Source organism: Duganella sp. FT27W (assembly GCF_009295655.1).
GTDB lineage: Bacteria > Pseudomonadota > Gammaproteobacteria > Burkholderiales > Burkholderiaceae_D > Rugamonas > Rugamonas zoogloeoides.
In genome coordinates this window covers 92,519-109,069 of sequence record NZ_WHIV01000003.1, presented here as the reverse complement: position 1 = coordinate 109,069, position 16,551 = coordinate 92,519, and the positions used below count along the sequence as shown (strand labels likewise).

The 16,551-nt window shown below is 63.8% G+C and carries 11 protein-coding genes; 4 read left to right on the top strand and 7 right to left on the bottom strand.

The window, feature by feature from the left end; all coding sequences use genetic code 11:
- The first annotated feature begins 25 nt into the window (after window positions 1-25).
- Together F8197_RS12295 and F8197_RS12290 are read left to right on the top strand one after the other, a co-directional pair.
- On the top strand, window positions 26-1,255 hold the full coding sequence (locus F8197_RS12295) for a putative DNA modification/repair radical SAM protein (RefSeq protein ID WP_373996899.1): 1,230 nt from the start codon (window positions 26-28) through the stop codon (window positions 1,253-1,255).
- Window positions 1,252-2,694 carry a UdgX family uracil-DNA binding protein gene (locus tag F8197_RS12290; RefSeq protein WP_152882845.1) on the top strand — a complete coding sequence of 481 codons (1,443 nt, stop codon included), beginning with the start codon at window positions 1,252-1,254 and terminating at the stop codon, window positions 2,692-2,694. Before F8197_RS12295 ends, F8197_RS12290 begins: the two co-directional genes overlap by 4 nt.
- Here F8197_RS12290 and F8197_RS12285 read toward each other — a convergent pair.
- From F8197_RS12285 to F8197_RS12260, 6 genes are all read right to left on the bottom strand, one after another.
- Window positions 2,691-3,053 (bottom strand): hypothetical protein, encoded by a 363-nt coding sequence (locus F8197_RS12285; protein ID WP_152882131.1) that lies wholly within the window; start codon window positions 3,051-3,053, stop codon window positions 2,691-2,693. The genes F8197_RS12290 and F8197_RS12285 overlap by 4 nt on opposite strands.
- Window positions 3,054-3,108: 55 nt before the next feature.
- A complete protein-coding gene (locus F8197_RS12280) occupies window positions 3,109-3,999 on the bottom strand; it encodes an alpha/beta fold hydrolase (protein ID WP_152882130.1) in 891 nt (296 codons plus the stop codon).
- Entirely contained in the window at window positions 4,000-4,842 is an 843-nt protein-coding gene (gene serB / locus F8197_RS12275) for a phosphoserine phosphatase SerB (protein ID WP_152882129.1), read from the bottom strand.
- 102 nt (window positions 4,843-4,944) lie between these two features.
- Window positions 4,945-8,391, bottom strand: a complete 3,447-nt coding sequence (gene mfd, locus F8197_RS12270) for a transcription-repair coupling factor (RefSeq protein WP_373996857.1) — start codon at window positions 8,389-8,391, stop codon at window positions 4,945-4,947.
- Between the two features lie 83 nt (window positions 8,392-8,474).
- Window positions 8,475-9,428: a 5'-nucleotidase gene (locus F8197_RS12265; RefSeq protein WP_152882128.1), complete on the bottom strand. Its 954-nt coding sequence runs from the start codon at window positions 9,426-9,428 to the stop codon at window positions 8,475-8,477.
- 243 nt (window positions 9,429-9,671) lie between these two features.
- Window positions 9,672-11,552: a diguanylate cyclase gene (locus F8197_RS12260; RefSeq protein ID WP_152882127.1), complete on the bottom strand. Its 1,881-nt coding sequence runs from the start codon at window positions 11,550-11,552 to the stop codon at window positions 9,672-9,674.
- 80 nt (window positions 11,553-11,632) lie between these two features.
- Here F8197_RS12260 and F8197_RS12255 point away from each other — a divergent pair, with 80 nt between their 5' ends.
- Together F8197_RS12255 and F8197_RS12250 are read left to right on the top strand one after the other, a co-directional pair.
- The gene (locus F8197_RS12255) at window positions 11,633-12,313 is read left to right on the top strand and encodes a TetR/AcrR family transcriptional regulator (RefSeq protein WP_373996856.1); all 681 of its coding nucleotides are present in this window, start codon (window positions 11,633-11,635) and stop codon (window positions 12,311-12,313) included.
- A 178-nt stretch (window positions 12,314-12,491) separates the two neighbouring features.
- A complete protein-coding gene (locus F8197_RS12250; protein ID WP_152882126.1) occupies window positions 12,492-14,108 on the top strand; it encodes a methyl-accepting chemotaxis protein in 1,617 nt (538 codons plus the stop codon).
- Here F8197_RS12250 and F8197_RS12245 read toward each other — a convergent pair.
- Window positions 14,102-16,459 carry a penicillin-binding protein 1A gene (locus F8197_RS12245; protein ID WP_152882125.1) on the bottom strand — a complete coding sequence of 786 codons (2,358 nt, stop codon included), beginning with the start codon at window positions 16,457-16,459 and terminating at the stop codon, window positions 14,102-14,104. The two genes, F8197_RS12250 and F8197_RS12245, sit on opposite strands and share 7 nt — an antisense overlap.
- Window positions 16,460-16,551 lie beyond the last annotated feature (92 nt).

The window sequence follows — 16,551 nt, the reverse complement described above, 5'->3', positions numbered from 1 at the left end:
ACAGTATATCGAGACGAGGTGGGACGTGGAACTGACGGACAAACTGGAAATCCTGGCCGACGCGGCCAAGTACGACGCCTCGTGCGCCAGCAGCGGGGCGCCCAAGCGCCATTCGGTGGGCAAGGATGGCTTTGGCGCCACCACTGGCATGGGCATCTGCCATAGCTACACGCCGGACGGGCGCTGCGTTTCGCTGCTCAAGATCCTGCTGACCAATTACTGCCTGTACGACTGCCAGTATTGCGTCAACCGCCGCACGTCCAATGTGCCGCGCGCACGGTTTACGGTGGCCGAGGTGGTCAAGCTCACCAAGGATTTCTACCTGCGTAACTACATCGACGGCCTGTTTCTCAGTTCCGGCATCATCCAGTCGGCCGACTACACGATGGAACAGCTGGTGCAGATCGCCCGCGAGCTGCGCGAGGTGCACCAGTTCCGTGGCTACATTCATTTGAAGACGATCCCCGATGCCGATCCGGCGCTGATCGCCGCCGCCGGCCGCTACGCGGACCGCCTCAGTGTCAACATCGAGCTGCCCACCCAGGACAGCGTGCAAAAGCTCGCGCCGGAAAAGAGCGTGCATACCATCAAGCTGGCCATGGGCTCGATCCGCCGCAAGCTTGACGAAAAGGCCGAGGAACCGAAGTCGCCGCGCTTCGCGCCGGCCGGCCAGAGCACGCAAATGATCGTGGGTGCCGATGCCAGCGACGACCAGCAAATCCTGAAAACCGCCGAAACCCTGTACGGCAGCTACAAGCTCAAACGCGTGTACTACTCGGCTTTCAGCCCCATCCCGCAAAGCCCGAAAAGTGTGCCGCTTGCACCCCCGCCCATGATGCGCGAGCACCGCCTGTACCAGGCCGACTTTTTATTGCGCAGCTACGGCTTCCAGGTCGATGAACTGCTGCCCAAGACGGGCAACCTGGCGCTGGACATCGACCCCAAGCTGGCCTGGGCGCTGGAAAACCGCGAACACTTCCCGATGGACCTGAATCGCGCCGAACCGCACATGATTGCCCGCATTCCCGGCATCGGCCTGCGCAACGCCCAGCGCATTGTCGATCTGCGCCGCTTGCGCCAGGTGCGCTATGCCGACCTTACGCGTTTGAAGTGCAGCATGAAGAAGATTTCGCCGTTCATCATCACGGCCGATTACATCCCGGTCAACGATGCCGGACCGTCCGAGCACCTGCGCCGGGCGATGGCCGTGCCGGCCCAGCAGATGAACCTGTGGCCGGAGCTGCAAGCGGCATGACGCGGCGGGTGGTCCAGACGTTTGCCGAATGGCGCACGGCCGCCCGCGACCTGGTGGCGCGCAGCATCGCGCCCGAGTACGTGGAGTGGGCCAGCGAGCCGGAAGACGGCGACCTGTTCTCCGGCTTCGGCTCCCAGGCCGGCGCCGCGGCGCTCAAGGCTGCGCCGCCGCCGGGTACCGAGTTGCGCCTCCCGCGCCAGCTGATGGACATGATCGAGGACGCCGCCTGCTTCAATGCGCTCGACCGCTGGTCGTTTTTATACAAGGTGATCTGGCGCTGGCATTTGGGCGAGCGCGATGTGGTGTCGCCGGCCGATGCGGACGGCGCCCGCCTGTACGCGATGGTCAAAGCCGTGCACCGCGAGCAGCACGACATGCATGCCTACGTGCGCTTCCGCGAGCGCAAGGAAGAAGATGGTGCGCCGCGCTTCGTGGCCTGGTTCGAACCCACCCACAACGTACTGCCGCAGGTGGCGCGCCACTTCGCCCGCCGCATGGGGCCCATTACCTGGATGATCGCCACACCCGCCCAGGCCATCCTGTGGGACGGCGAGAAATTGATCGAAGCGCCGTCGCTGCTGCGCACCGCAGCCGATATCGAGGACGCCGGTGAGGCGCTATGGCTCACCTATTACCGCAGCATCTTCAACCCGGCGCGCGTGAATGCCGACCTGCTGCGCAGCCATATCCCGTCGCGGTTCTGGAAGAATTTACCGGAAGGCGCGATCGTGCCGGCCATGGTCACCGCCGCCAACAACGGCGAGCGCCGCACCGGCCAGACCGGCACCGTGGGCCAGCGCGGCGGCGCCACCAGCATCCCGATCGCCCCGGAACGCGCGCAGCCGCAGCGCGAGGTACCCACGTCGCTCGACCAGTGCCGCCGCTGCGCACTATGGGAAAACGCCACCCAGGCCGTGGCTGGCGTGGGACCGGCACAGGCGCGCATCATGCTCGTCGGCGAGCAGCCGGGCGACCAGGAAGATTTGCAGGGCTTGCCTTTCGTGGGGCCGGCCGGTGCGGTGCTGCAACAGGCGATGCAGGAGGCCGGGGTGGACCGCGACAGCATTTATCTCACCAACGCCGTCAAGCATTTCAAGTGGGAGCCGCGCGGTAAACGGCGCCTGCACAAGACGCCGGCGCAGCGCGAGGTGGCTGCGTGCCACCTGTGGCTGGAAGAGGAACTGAAGCGGGTGCAGCCGCAAGTGGTGGTGGCGCTGGGCAGCACCGCGCTGAAATCGCTGCTGCAGGACGGCTCGGCCACCATGACGTCGATGATGAACGATGGCCACCCGGCGCCGGTACAGCACGACGGACGCTGGGTGGTCACCGTCTATCACCCGTCATACGTATTGCGCGCGCCCGATGAAGCGGCGCGGCGCCAGGCCTACGGCGTGATCGTCGAAGGCCTGCGCCAGGCGCTGCAGCTGGTCGGGCGTTAGACGGCCGCCACTTCGTTGTTGCTGAGGCGCATGAAGCCAGCGATCAGGCGGTAGGCTTTCCACAGCCAGGCGCCGAGCCAGATCAGGTACGCCAGCGGAATGCCGATAATGGTGATGAACGCCAGCGCACCGACGGCCACCCACACCACGTACCACCAGAACGAGCGGATCATCCACGTGTGGTGGCTGTGCACGAAGGTGCCGGTGGTGCCGGGGCGTTGCGCATAATTGATCACCAGCGGAATCACCGAGAACAGGCCCAGCGAAAAGATGAAGCTCACGGCATGCACGATGTACAGCCACCAGGCGGTGGTCTTGGCCGAGCTGTCACGACCATCGAGTATCAGATCCTGCGACATGGCGATTCCTTTAAATTGACAATGGTGTCAAAAGTATAGCGGAATCGCCCAGTGTTCACCGAGTTTCATTGTGCGGAGGCGTACCAACCGCATGTTGCAAGAACATGTCTATATCAGCGAACAACTCGGCCTGAATGGCGGCGCGGTCGAACCCGGGCGGATCCTGCGACGGATGGAACTCCGGCTTGGTCATCTCGGGCGGGAATTTGCTCATGAACGAGAAGTGGGCCGCGCCCGCAAACACTTTGTGGACCACCTGGTCGCGGTTGGCCACACCATCGAGTACGTTGAGCGCGTGTTCGACCGGCGTGTTGACGTCCTGGTCGCCGGTGATCATCAGGATCGGCAGCCGCACGGCGCGCAGCGCTTCGGGACGAAACCAGGCGGTGGCTGGCGCCAGCAGCACCAGTGCGCGCACCCGGTCGTCGGGCGTCACCGGCACCGGCTGCGGCGGATTGGTCTTGCGCTCGTATGGCCCGGTCCACGGCTTGCCGCCCGCTACCGCCAGCGCCGTATAGCCGCCGATCGAGTGACCGATGACCGCGACGCGGTCCGCGATCAAATGGTTGTTCAGCTCATTGTAGGCGGCGTCGATGACCAGCGTGATGTGGCGCGGCCGGTTGGCCAGGTTGGCGGCGGTGTTGGCGCGGTTGTTGTTATGGCGCGTGTTGCCGGTATGGGCGGGCAGGGCGACGATGTAACCCGATTGCACCAGGTGTTTCGCCAGCTCGCGATATGCCCACGGCGTGCCGGCATTGCCATGCGAGACCACCACCAGCGGATACGGCCCGCCCACCGGCGCAGCATTGAGCGCCACATCGAGCGAATACGGACCGAATTGTTCGGTCGCTTCCACGCCCTCTGCCGGATACAGCAAGGCCAGGGGGATCATCGCCTGCTGCACGGTGTCTGCCACCTCGAGCAGGCGGCAGCCGCAAGCCGCCATTTATGCCAGCAGCGGCAGGATGCCGTCGAGCCCCACGAAGTTGAGCGCCACGCTGGCCTGCTCGCGCACCACCGGCTTGGCGCGGAACGCCACCGACATGCCGGCAATGCTCATCATTTTCAGGTCGTTGGCGCCGTCGCCCATGACGATGGCATCCGATGGTGAAATGCCCAGCTCCGTGCATACGCGTTCCACGGTCTGCTGCTTGGCTTCGGCATCGACGATGGCGCCCACCACCTTGCCGGTCAGTTTGCCATCGACGATCTCGAGCTCGTTGGCGTGGGTATAGTCCAGATTGAGGCGCTGTTTCAGGCGGCTGGTGAAATAAGTGAACCCTCCGGAAACCAGCAGGGTTTTCAGGCCGGCCTGCTGCACCGCTTGCAGCATGGCTTCCGCACCGGGCGAGAGTTTCAGGCGCTCGTCGTACACGCGGTCCAGCGCGGAAGCGTCGAGGCCTTCGAGCAGCGCCACGCGGCGCGTGAGGCTGGCGGCGAAATCGAGTTCGCCGCGCATGGCCGCCTCGGTAATCTCCGACACCTGCGCTTTCAACCCCTGCATGTCGGCGATTTCATCGATGCACTCGATGGTGATCAGGGTGGAATCCATGTCCATCGCAACCAGTTTGAAATCGGTCATTTTCTGCACGCCGATGGTATAGGTGGCGTCCAGTTGGGCGGCATTGGCGGCCACCTCGATGGTCTGGCGCAGCGCCGGCGAGAACGCGATGCCCTCGCAGCGGACGGCGCGGTCGCTCAGCCACGTGAGCGCTTGCGGCGCCGTCAGTGCGGCGATGCGTTCGAGTCGCGCGCGGCAGTCGTCGCGCCCTTGTAATACCAGGTTCATGGATTTTGTGGCTGATGTCATAGTTCGTACGAGTTGTAGGCTTCGGTGTTCGAGTGACGCGTGTTTAAGGTACGACCTTAGGCGCGTGCGGTCAACCCTTGATTAGTTGCCAGTGAGTTGTTTAATTGCACCTTTGATCTGCGCGACCCGCGCAGCCAGGTCCGGCATGGCGGCCGTGATCTTCAGTTTGTCCTGGCCGGCAAGCTTGATCTGGCGGTTTTTCTGTATCAGTTCGATGATGCGCATCGGATCGATCGGCGGTTTGGCCATGAATTGCAGGCTGGCCGCTTCGCCGTGGGCGTCGATCTTGATGATGCCCACGGTCTTGGCGGCGATGCGCAGGCGGTGGGTTTCGATCAGCGCCTTGACCGGGTCGGGCAGCTTGCCGAAACGGTCGATCAGCTCTTCCTGCAAATCGTCGATCTTGTCCTGGACCGTGCAGTTGGCCATGCGCTTGTAGATCGACAGCCGTTCGTGCACGTCGCCGCAGAAATCGGACGGCAGCAGCGCCGGCGTGTGCAGGTTGATCTCTGTGGTGGTGGACAGCGGCGCGGCCAGGTCCGGCTCCTTGCCGGCCTTGAGCGAGCGTACCGCTTCGTTCAGCATATCGGTGTACAGCTGGAAGCCGATTTCGGTCATCTCTCCCGACTGGTTGTCGCCGAGGACTTCGCCGGCGCCGCGAATTTCGAGGTCGTGCATGGCCAGGTAAAAGCCGCTGCCCAGTTCTTCCATCTGCTGGATGGCGTCCAGGCGGCGCTGCGCCTGCTTGGACAGGCCCTGCACGTCGGTGACCAGCAAATACGCGTAGGCCTGGTGGTGCGAACGGCCCACGCGGCCGCGCAGCTGGTGCAGCTGCGCCAGGCCGAACTTGTCGGCGCGGTGCATGATGATGGTGTTCGCGGTGGGCACGTCGATACCGGTTTCGATAATCGTGGTGCATAGCAGGATGTTGTAGCGCTGCGCCACGAAGTCGCGCATCACCTTTTCCAGGTCGCGCTCGTGCATCTGGCCGTGGGCCACCGCGATGCGCGCCTCGGGCAGCAGTTCGGTCAGCATCGCCAGGCGGTTCTGGATGGTTTCCACCTCGTTGTGCAGGAAGTACACTTGGCCGCCGCGTTTGAGTTCGCGCAGGCAGGCCTCGCGGATGATCGACTCACCCTCGCTGCGCACGAAGGTCTTGATGGCCAGGCGCTTTTGCGGCGCGGTGGCGATGATGGAAAACTCGCGCAGACCTTCGAGCGCCATGCCCAGCGTGCGCGGGATCGGCGTGGCTGTAAGCGTGAGCACATCGACTTCGGCGCGCAGCGACTTGAGCGCCTCCTTCTGGCGCACACCGAAGCGGTGTTCCTCGTCGATGATGACCAGGCCCAGGCGCGTGAACTTCACATCATCGGACAGCAGTTTATGGGTGCCGATGACGATATCGAGCGTGCCGTCGGCCATGCCCTTGATGGCCTGATTGATTTCCTTGCCGGTGCGGAAGCGCGACATCTCGGCTATGCGCACCGGCCAGTCGGCGAAGCGGTCGGCAAAGGTTTGCGCATGCTGTTCGGCCAGCAGCGTGGTCGGGGCGAGAATCGCCACCTGCTTGCCACCCATCACCGCGATGAACGCGGCGCGCAGCGCCACTTCGGTCTTGCCGAAGCCGACGTCGCCGCACACCAGGCGGTCCATCGGTTTACCGGACGTCATGTCGCGGATGACGTTATTGATCGCTTCCTGCTGGTCGGGCGTTTCGTCGAAGCCGAAGCTCTCGGCAAAGCGCTCGTAGTCGTGCGCCGAGTATTCGAACGCGTGGCCCTGGCGCAGTGCGCGGCGGGCGTACAGGTTGAGCAGTTCGGCAGCGGTGTCGCGGATCTGTTCGGCCGCGCGGCGCTTGGCTTTTTCCCACTGGCCGGAACCGAGCGTGTGCAGCGGTGCGTCTTCCGGTGCAGCGCCCGAGTAGCGCGAGATCACGTGCAGCTGCGACACCGGCACATACAGCTTGGTGTCCTTGGCGTATTCCAGGTGCAGGAACTCGGTCTCTCCTTCGCCCAGATCCATGCTGGTAAGGCCCATGTAGCGGCCGATACCGTGATTGACGTGCACCACGGGGTCGCCGATCTTCAGCTCGGACAGGTCGCGCACCATCGATTCGACTTGCGTGACCGCTTCCTGCTTCTTCTTGCCCACCCGGCGGCCCGAACCCGCATACAGCTCGGTCTCGGTGATGAACACCAGGCGCTCGGTCGGCGTAGCCAGTTCGAAGCCCGTGTGCAGCGGCGCCACGCCCAGCGCCAGTTTGGCGTCGGACGTGGCAAAGCCTTCGAAACCCTCCACCGGCGTGAGGGCCAGGTCGTACTCGCTGAAATACTGCTGCAGCGTTTCGCGGCGGCCGTTGGTCTCGGCGCAGATCATTACCCGCGTGCCCGCCTGCAGCAAATAGCTGCGCAGGTTGGTCAGCGGATCTTCCAGGTGGCGGTTGACGGCGATGTTCGGGATGGGCGCCGACAGCTCCGATGCACCCTGGTCCGGGTCTTTCGAAATGACCATGCGGCCGTACGGCTTGGCCAGCGTGAAGAACTGCTCGTCCGACAGGAACAGCATGTCGGGCGGCAGGATCGGGCGTTCGCGGTCGGCCTTCAGGAAGCGGTGGCGCGAGGTGGTATCGGCCCAGAAGCGCTTGATGGCGGCGTCGATGTCGCCGACCAGTGCCAGCGCCGCGCCGTCTGGCAGATAGTCGAACAGCGTGGCGGTCTGCTCGAAGAACAGCGGCAGGTAGTACTCGATACCGGCCGAAGCGATGCCGCTGCTGATGTCTTTATAGACTACCGAGCGCGAAGGATCGCCTTCAAAATATTCGCGCCAGCGGCTGCGGAACGTGGTGCGCGCCGCTTCGTCCATCGGGAACTCGCGCCCCGGCAGCAGGCGCACTTCGCCAACCGGGTACAGCGAGCGCTGGGTGTCGGCGTCAAAAGTGCGGATGGTTTCCACCGTGTCGCCGAACAGGTCGAGCCGGTAGGGCAGGGCGGAGCCCATCGGGAACAGGTCGATCAGACCGCCGCGCACCGAGTATTCGCCGGGCGACATCACTTGCGTGACGTGGGTGTAGCCGGCCAGCGTCAGTTGCGACTTCAAACGCGCTTCGTCGAGCGACTCGCCCTTCTTGAAGAAGAACGTGTACGCGGCCAGGAACGACGGCGGCGCCATGCGCACCAGCGCGGTGGTAGCCGGCACCAGCATCACGTCGCACTGGCCGCTGGAGATTTCGTGCAGCGTGGCCAGGCGCTCGGACACCAGGTCCTGGTGCGGCGAGAAGGCGTCGTAGGGCAGCGTTTCCCAGTCCGGCAAAAGGTGGCAGCGCACTTCCTCGCCCGCGAACCATGGAATTTCGTCGCGCAGCCGCTGCGCGTCTGCCGCGCTGGACGTGATCACGGCCAGCATGCGGCCTTGCGCTTTCAGGGCGAGCGCCGCTTGCGCGAGCGCGTACGCATCCGAGGAGCCGTGCAGGGTAGGCAAGGCAAAGCGGTTGCCCGGTTTTGGAATGGAGTTGGCGAGGACTAGGGACACAATGAGGTGGACGCTGGTGAGCTATGGTGCATGGTCAAAAGGTGAACAACATTATAGACGATGCACCGCAGCCCGACAGTCGCCTACCCCGGCTTGGGTGCGGACCCGGCCACCAGGTTGGCGATGCCGAACGGGATATGCACCATCGGTATATTCCCGGCCGGCGACTTCAGGTGGCTCAACTGGTCGTCGAAGAACAAATGGGGCTTGAAGATGGACAGGATGCGCGCCTTTTCCATCCCGCCCAGGAAGAACGTTTCGTCGGCCGACACGCCCCAGCTCTTGAGCGTGGTGACCACGCGCTCGTGCGCCGGTGCGCTGCGCGCGGTGACGATGGCGATGCGCAGAATGCGCTGGTAGCCGGGATCGTTTGCTAACGCCTGGTCTTCCAGCCGCTGCATGGCCGATAGCTTCTGGAACAGATCTGCCAGCGGGCCCGGTTGGTGCGGCACCTCCACCCGTTCCCGTTCGTGGGCGTGGAATTCGGCGACGTCGTTGTTGCGCTTGAAGACAGTCTCCGATTCGTCGTCGGCGATCACGCCGTCGAAGTCGAAGGCCACCCGCAGTTCGCCGTCGGCGTCGTCGTCCTCGGTCAGGCCGGGCAGCACCAGGCCGGCCGGGTAATGGGCGTCGAGCGCCATGCGCACGTCCTGCTCGTTGGCAGTGAGGAACAGCGAGGTATTGAAGGCGGGCAGGTAGGTGTACGGTGACTTGCCGGTGACAAAGCAGGCGCGCGAGATGTCGAGCCCATAGTGGGCGATCGAATTCATCACCCGCAACCCGGTCTCCGGCGAGTTGCGCGACAACAGCACTACCTCGACCGGCGACGCTTGCGGATGATGGGCATTGATCGACAGGAAGCGGCGGATGAACGGAAACGCCACGCCCTTGCCGAGCACCACGTCGAGGTGACGTTCCTGGTATTGGCGATACGCTTCGGCGCCGCCTTCCAGGTACACCTGGTGCGATTCGGTCAGGTCGAACAGCGCGCTCGACGCGATGCCGACCACCAGCTTGTGTTCTATCGGATAGGCCATAGACGGGTGTATGGGTTGTCAATCACGCCACTTTAACCGATTTTTCGTGCCTGCCGCGCCACACCTGCGCGTCTTGATGCACATTTCAATTGACGTAGCCTGCGTGACAACGGATATTGGCTGGGCAGAACAAAAAGGTAAGCCACTTCTGGTACCGCAGTAATGTCAAGCAGCCCGTGTGGCTGCTTTTTTTTTGCCTGCCGGCGCGCCTGTCTCCAAGAGGCTGAGTGGGATATCATACCCTCATGCGTCCTCGCTCCTGCGCGCATAGCCGAGCGCCAGCTCCGCCCGATTGCGCCCCAGCTCCTTGGCCTGGTACAGCGCCATATCCGCCGCATGCACCAGTTGTGCGGGCGCCGCGCCGCCGACCGGGTGGCCGCACGCCACGCCCACGCTCACGGTCACAATGCCGCCAGGCGCTGCAGCATGCACAATGCCCAACGCAGCCACCGCATCGCAGACTGCCTGCGCCACAGCCAGTGCGTTGTCGGGATGGGCATCGGGCACGACGAAGATGAATTCCTCGCCGCCATAGCGCGCCACCTGGTCGCCGCCGCGCCGGAATTGGTCGGCGATCGCCGCCGCTATTCGGCGTAGGCAGTCGTCGCCTTGCTGGTGGCCGTAGTGGTCGTTGTACTGCTTGAAGTGGTCGATATCGAGCATGCCGATTGCCAGCATGCTGCGCTGGCGTGCCGCGCGCGTCCATTCGACGGCCAGGATCTGGTCGAAGCGGCGGCGGTTGGGGATGCCGGTGAGGACGTCGGTCATCGACATCAAGGCAAGGCTGTCGTTGGCTTGCTGCAGTTCGGCCGTGCGCTGGGCCACGCGTGCTTCCAGGCGTTGCTCCGTTAGCTTCAGGCCGGCGATCAGGTCATTCTGGGCGGTCAGCGCCGCCGCCTGTGCCCATTCCTTCTCGCGCCGCATGGCGTGCATGCGGTCGGCCAGCGCGAACGCCAGCAGCAGCATCTCGCAGGCGGAACCGATCTGGGCGCCGAAGTTGGTGATCAGGTTATGCGGCAAGAACGCCAGCGCTGCGAGCGCGCTGCCCATATTGGCGACGAAGAATACGCAAAACGCGGCGCAGAAATAGTAGGCGCTGCGCTGGCGGCGCCACACACACACCAGCGCGATCAGCAGGGTGAGGGGCGAGGTGATACTCCAGATCGCGGTCATGGCGCCAGCCACCTGCTGGTAGAAGAACACCAGCAGCACCGGCGAGACCAGGAACCATGCCAGCATCGCCAGCAGCACTTTGTCGAGCCAGGGTACCAGCGTGCGTGTGCCGATCATCTCGCGCATGAAAATGGTGACCGTGGCGTGCGATAGCGAGAACAGGATCGCGGTCGACAGGTTGGGCCAGCGCCCTCCCATCCCTGGCCACAGCCATTCGTGGGCCAGACCGTTCTGGCTGGCGAGCGACATGGCGGTGATGGCGACGAAGGCGATGTACATCAGGTAGAGCCGGTCGCGCAGCATGGCGAACAGCACCAGGTTGAACAGGAACATGGCGACGACCGTGCCGAAGAACAGGCCCTGCGCCAGGTAGTCGCGCTGTTGATGGGCGGCGAACGCCACCGGGTCCCACAGGCGCACCGGTATCAGCTTGGCGCCTTCGGAGGCCACGCGCAGATAATAGGTTTGCTGCGATCTGGCGGGCAGATCGAGCGCGTAGATGTAATAGCGGTTGGGATACGCGCGCGAGGCGTATGGCAGCGCGCTGCCGGTGTGGTGCGCGCGATAGCTGCCATCTTCAACCGGTTCGTAGAAGGCGATCTCGCTCAGACGGGCGTTGCTGATCTCGAGCAGGCGGCGTACCGGCACGGCGCCGGGATTGCGCAGTTCCACCTTGAGCCAGTAGGCCGAGCGCGTGTAGCCGAAGCTGATGGCCTGGTCGGCCTGTCCCGTGTAGCGGTAGGTTTGCGTGCGTGCCTGAGCGAAGTCGAGCTGGCTGCCCGGGTCTTCGAACACGGTAAAATGTTCGGTGAGCGACACCGAACCCTGTTCGAGTTCGAGCACATCGACCGGCGTGCCGCTGGCACGGGCGGGCGCCAGCAGCACCAGCGACAGCCAGAGCGCGGCAAACAGATGCAACAGCACATAGTGCGGGAGGCGAAGGATGTACAAGGCAGGTATTCCTGGTCAACGATCTCCATGTTACCGCATACGCTATAATATTTTCCATAAAATCAACTATAGAGACCACTGTGCAGCCAGACTTCACCTTCGCCCAGTTCAAGACCATGACGCCGCTCGACGCCGGCAATATCTGGGCCTACCTGCTGGACCACTACGCCGACCGCATCACCGTCAAGCGCCGCAAGCCGGCATTGGAAAACCTCGAGCGCATCTTCAACGCCACCTTCAAGCTGGCCAATGACGTCGGTTTTCGCGCCATGAACCTGCGCGACCTGTGCCAGGAAACCGGCTTGTCGATGGGGGGCTTGTACGGCTACATCAGCACCAAGGACCAACTGGCGGAAATGATCGGCGACGTGGTGCGCCATGCCACGCGCGAGGTGCCGCTGCTGTTCGACACCATCGCCGATCCGCTCGACCGACTGGAGGCGCTGATACGCTCGTCGATCTACATCTCCGAGATTTTGCAGCCGTGGTTTTATTTCGTGTACATGGATTCGCGCGTACTGGCCCCGGAGCTGCGCCACGCGGCCAAGAATTCGGAGCTGTACGTGCAGTCGCTGTTCGCCGACGTCATCGTGCGCCTGCCGTCACGCCCGCCGGGCAGCGCCGATTTGCTGGCGTCGCACCTGATGGCGACGTTCCAGGACTGGTACGTGAAACGCTGGAAGTACCGGGCAGCCGACGTGACGCCCGACCAGTTTGCCGGCAGCGCGGTGCGCATGATGCGGGGTTACCTGGCGGTATAAAACGCTGTCATCGAGACATGATTGGCGTCCGAATAAGCTGTGCATGGCGCGCCACACTGACTGCGAAAGCCATTGACGGCAATAGTTGGCCCGATGGATATTGCGATAGGGAATTTCTCTCCAATAGTCACTCACATGGTTGAGCTGACTATCACTATTCGCATAATCGGGAAGTACGATGTTCAGGAATTTACGCATTAAATGGAAGCTGGCCGCGCTGGTGGCGATCATGCTGGTCGCTTTATTGGTGGTGGGCACGGCGGGCTATCGGGGCATTGCCACCGTGGGCGATTCGGTCGATGAAATCGGCGTGGTGCGCCTGCCGTCGATCCAGGGACTGCTCGGCATCAGCGAAGGCCAGACCGCCGTGGCGGCCGCCACCCTGTACGCCGCCATCTACGAGAACAATTACCAGGCCCACGACAAGTTCGCCGAAGTGCAGGCGTTGCGCCAGCGCGCGTGGGCCAATATAGACCGTGGCTGGAAGCTGTACGAGCCGCTGCCGCAAACGCCGGAAGAAACCGTGCTGTGGAAGCAGTTCAGCGCCGAATGGACCGCCTGGAAAGCCTCAGACGACCGGATCGGCGTTACCGTCGGCAGCCTGGCCGCCAATCGCGACGAAGCCGCACAGAAACAGCTGTTCGCCAGCTTCTACCAGCAATATAACGCCTCGCGCCCGCTGTTTCAAAAGGCGGAAGCGACGCTGCTCAAGATCGTGCACCTCAATGAGGGCATAGCCGGCGCCAGTGTGGAACAGGGACGGGCAGCGGTGATCAAAGCCGAATGGGCGATGGTGATCGCCGCCCTGATCGCGGCGCTGGTGGCGATCGGCTGCGCGGCCTATATCACGCAGACCATCACGCGGCCGATCGACGAGGCGGTGCGCGTGGCGCAAACCGTGGCCTCCGGCGATCTGACCAGCCGCATCGACGTCACCACCACCGAGGAAACCGGCCAGCTGCTGCAGGCCTTGAAGGACATGAACGCGAGCCTGATCGAGATCGTCGGCCAGGTGCGCAGCGGCACCGACACCATTGCCACGGCCTCGGCGCAAATTGCCAGCGGCAACCTGGACCTGTCCTCGCGCACCGAGGAACAAGCCAGCTCGCTGGAGGAAACCGCATCGTCGATGGAGGAACTGACTTCCACCGTCCGCCAGAATGCCGACAACGCGCGCCAGGCCAATGTGCTGGCGGCATCGGCGTCGAGCGTGGCCGTGCGCGGCGGCGGCGTCGTGGCGCGCGTGGTTGAAACCATGGATGCGATCAACGCGTCGTCGGCGCGGGTGGTGGACATCATTTCCGTCATCGACGGCATCGCGTTCCAGACCAATATCCTGGCGCTGAATGCGGCGGTGGAAGCGGCACGCGCCGGTGAACAGGGGCGCGGTTTTGCGGTGGTTGCGGGCGAAGTACGCACGCTGGCGCATCGCTCGGCGGCGGCTGCCAAGGAAATCAAGACGCTGATCGGCGATTCGGTGGAGAAGGTGGGCGAGGGCGGCAAGCTGGTGGCCGAAGCGGGACAGACCATGAGCGACATCGTGGAGAGCGTGCAGCGCGTCACCGACATCATGGGCGAAATCACCATGGCCACCCAGGAGCAAAGCACCGGCATCGACCAGATCAACATGGCGGTGAGCCAGATGGATACGGTCACCCAGCAAAACGCGGCGCTGGTGGAAGAGGCGGCGGCGGCCGCCGCCTCGCTGGAAAACCAGGCCGCGCGCCTGGCCCAGGTGGTGAGCGTGTTCCGGCTCGATGCGGTAGCACCGGCGCGGGCCAGGCTCGCTTACTGATTGATCGGCGGTGGCGGCGGCGGTGGCGCCGCGCCGGCGCCGGTAGGCACCGGCATGATATTTTCAGCGCCCGGCGGTGCGTTATCGAGGTCCAGCGATACCCGCGCCGCATCGCCGGTGAACTCGTCGTACAGCCACTCGCTGCCCACCTGCGTCAGACCCACCGGTACTTGCCGATCGCGGGCCGGGCGGTCTTTCATCGCCACCTTCATGTAGTCGAGCCAGATCGGCAGCGCCACGGTGGCGCCGAATTCCTTGTTGCCCAGCGACTTGGAGTCGTCGTAACCCATCCACGAGACAGCCACGATGCCGCCGCCATAGCCGGCAAACCAGCCATCGACCGCGTCGGACGACGTGCCGGTCTTGCCGGCCATGTCGTGGCGGCCCAGGCGCGCCACGGCGCCGCCGGTGCCGGTGCGGGTGACTTCGCGCAGCATGCTGTCGGTAACGTAGGCGTTGCGTGGATCGAGCACGCGCGCTTCGTCGGGCAGGGTGGTGCGCGGCTTGGTTTCGGCGATGATCTTGCCGTCGCCATCGACGATTTTCGCGATCAGGTAGGGCTCCACCGAATAGCCGCCATTGGCAAACACCGAGTAGGCGCCGGCCAGCTGCGCCGGGGTGACCGAGCCGGTACCGAGCGCCATGGTGAGGTTTTTCGGATGCTTGGCCAGGTCGAAGCCGAACTTGCCCAGGTAATCATGCGCGTACGGTACCGTGAGCGCGCGCAGGATGCGTACCGTCACCACGTTCTTCGATTCGGCCAGCGCATAGCGCATGGTGATCGGGCCTTCGTACTTGTTGTCGTCGTTGCGCGGGCTCCAGGGCTGGTTGCCGGTTTCGGCTGCCGTCAGCTCAAGCGGCTCGTCGTTGAGCAGCGTGGCCGGCGAAAAGCCTTTTTCCAGCGCTGCCGAATACACGAACGGCTTGATCGAGGAACCGGGCTGGCGCCACGCCTGCGTCACGTGATTGAACTTTTGCAGGTTGTAGTCGAAGCCGCCCACCATGGCGTGGTAGCCGCCATTGACCGCGTCCATCGACACGAACGCTGCCGCCACCTGCGGCACTTGCGCAATCGCCCAGCCCTTTTTGCCGTTGTCCATGATGCGGATGACGGCGCCGGGACGTACCCGCAGCGACTCTTTTGCCTTGTCGGTCAGCGCATTGGCGGCCAGGCGCAGGCCGTCGCCGGTAATGGTGATCTCGTCGCCGGCTTCGTTCTGCACCGTGACCGACTTGGTGCTGGCGGCCAGCACCACCGCCGCAATCAGGCGGTCGCTGGTCGGCCGGCGTTGCAGCGCTTCCTCGATGGCGTCGTCGCGTTCCTCGGCGTCGGTGGGCAGCGTGATATAGGTTTCGGGGCCGCGATAGCCGTGGCGCTGGTCGTAGTTGATGACGTTGCGGCGCATCGACTCGTAGGCGGCGTTCTGGTCGTCCTTGAGGATGGTGGTGTACACGCTGATGCCGCGCGTATAAGACTCTTCCTTGAACTGCGCATACACGGCCTGGCGCGCCAGTTCGGCCACGTATTCGGCGTGGACGTCGAATTGCTGGCCCTTGGCGCTGATGTGGATCGGCTGCTTCAGCGCGGCGTCGTACTGGTCGGCGGTGATGTAATCGAGGTCGCGCATCGACTTGAGCACCAGGTGCTGGCGCTGCTTGGCGCGCTTGAGATTGGTGATCGGGTTGTGGCGCGCCGGGTTTTGCGGCAGGCCGGCCAGCATCGCCATTTCGGCGATGTTCAATTCCTTGAGCGACTTGCCGAAATAGGTTTGCGCCGCGCTGCCGAAACCGAACGAGCGCTGGCCCAGGTAGATCTGGTTCATGTACAGCTCTAGAATTTCGTCCTTGGACAGGGCGTTCTCGATTTCCAGCGACAGCATCACTTCATTGAGCTTGCGACCGATGACCTTTTCGCGCGTGAGGAAGAAATTGCGCGCCACCTGCATGGTGATGGTGGAGCCGCCCTGGCGGAACGAGCCGCCCAGGTTGGCCTTGACGGCGCCCAGCGCGCGCAGCCAGTCGATGCCATTGTGCTCATAAAAGCGCTTGTCCTCGATCGACAGCACCGCTTTTTTCATCATGTCCGGAATATCCTTGATGGCGATGAAGTCGCGGTGTTCTTCGCCGAATTCGCCGATCAGGGCATTGTCGGCGGTATAAACGCGCAGCGGGATCTTGGGCTTGTAGTCGGAGATTTTTTCCAGCGTGGGCAAATTGGGGGCGATGGCCAGGAACATATAGGCCGCCAGCCCGGCAGCGCCGACCACGCCGGTCACGCCGACCACGATGGCGGCGCGGATGGCATTGCGGCGATTGAGCCACCGGGGCAGTTTGTTGGTTGTAGCAGTCAAAGCGTGGTTCTCGCTATCAATACGGTGCGCAGATTATAGACCAACGATATTTGCGCCAGCTTAAAGCGCCTAACGAAACGTCGCTGGCTGCG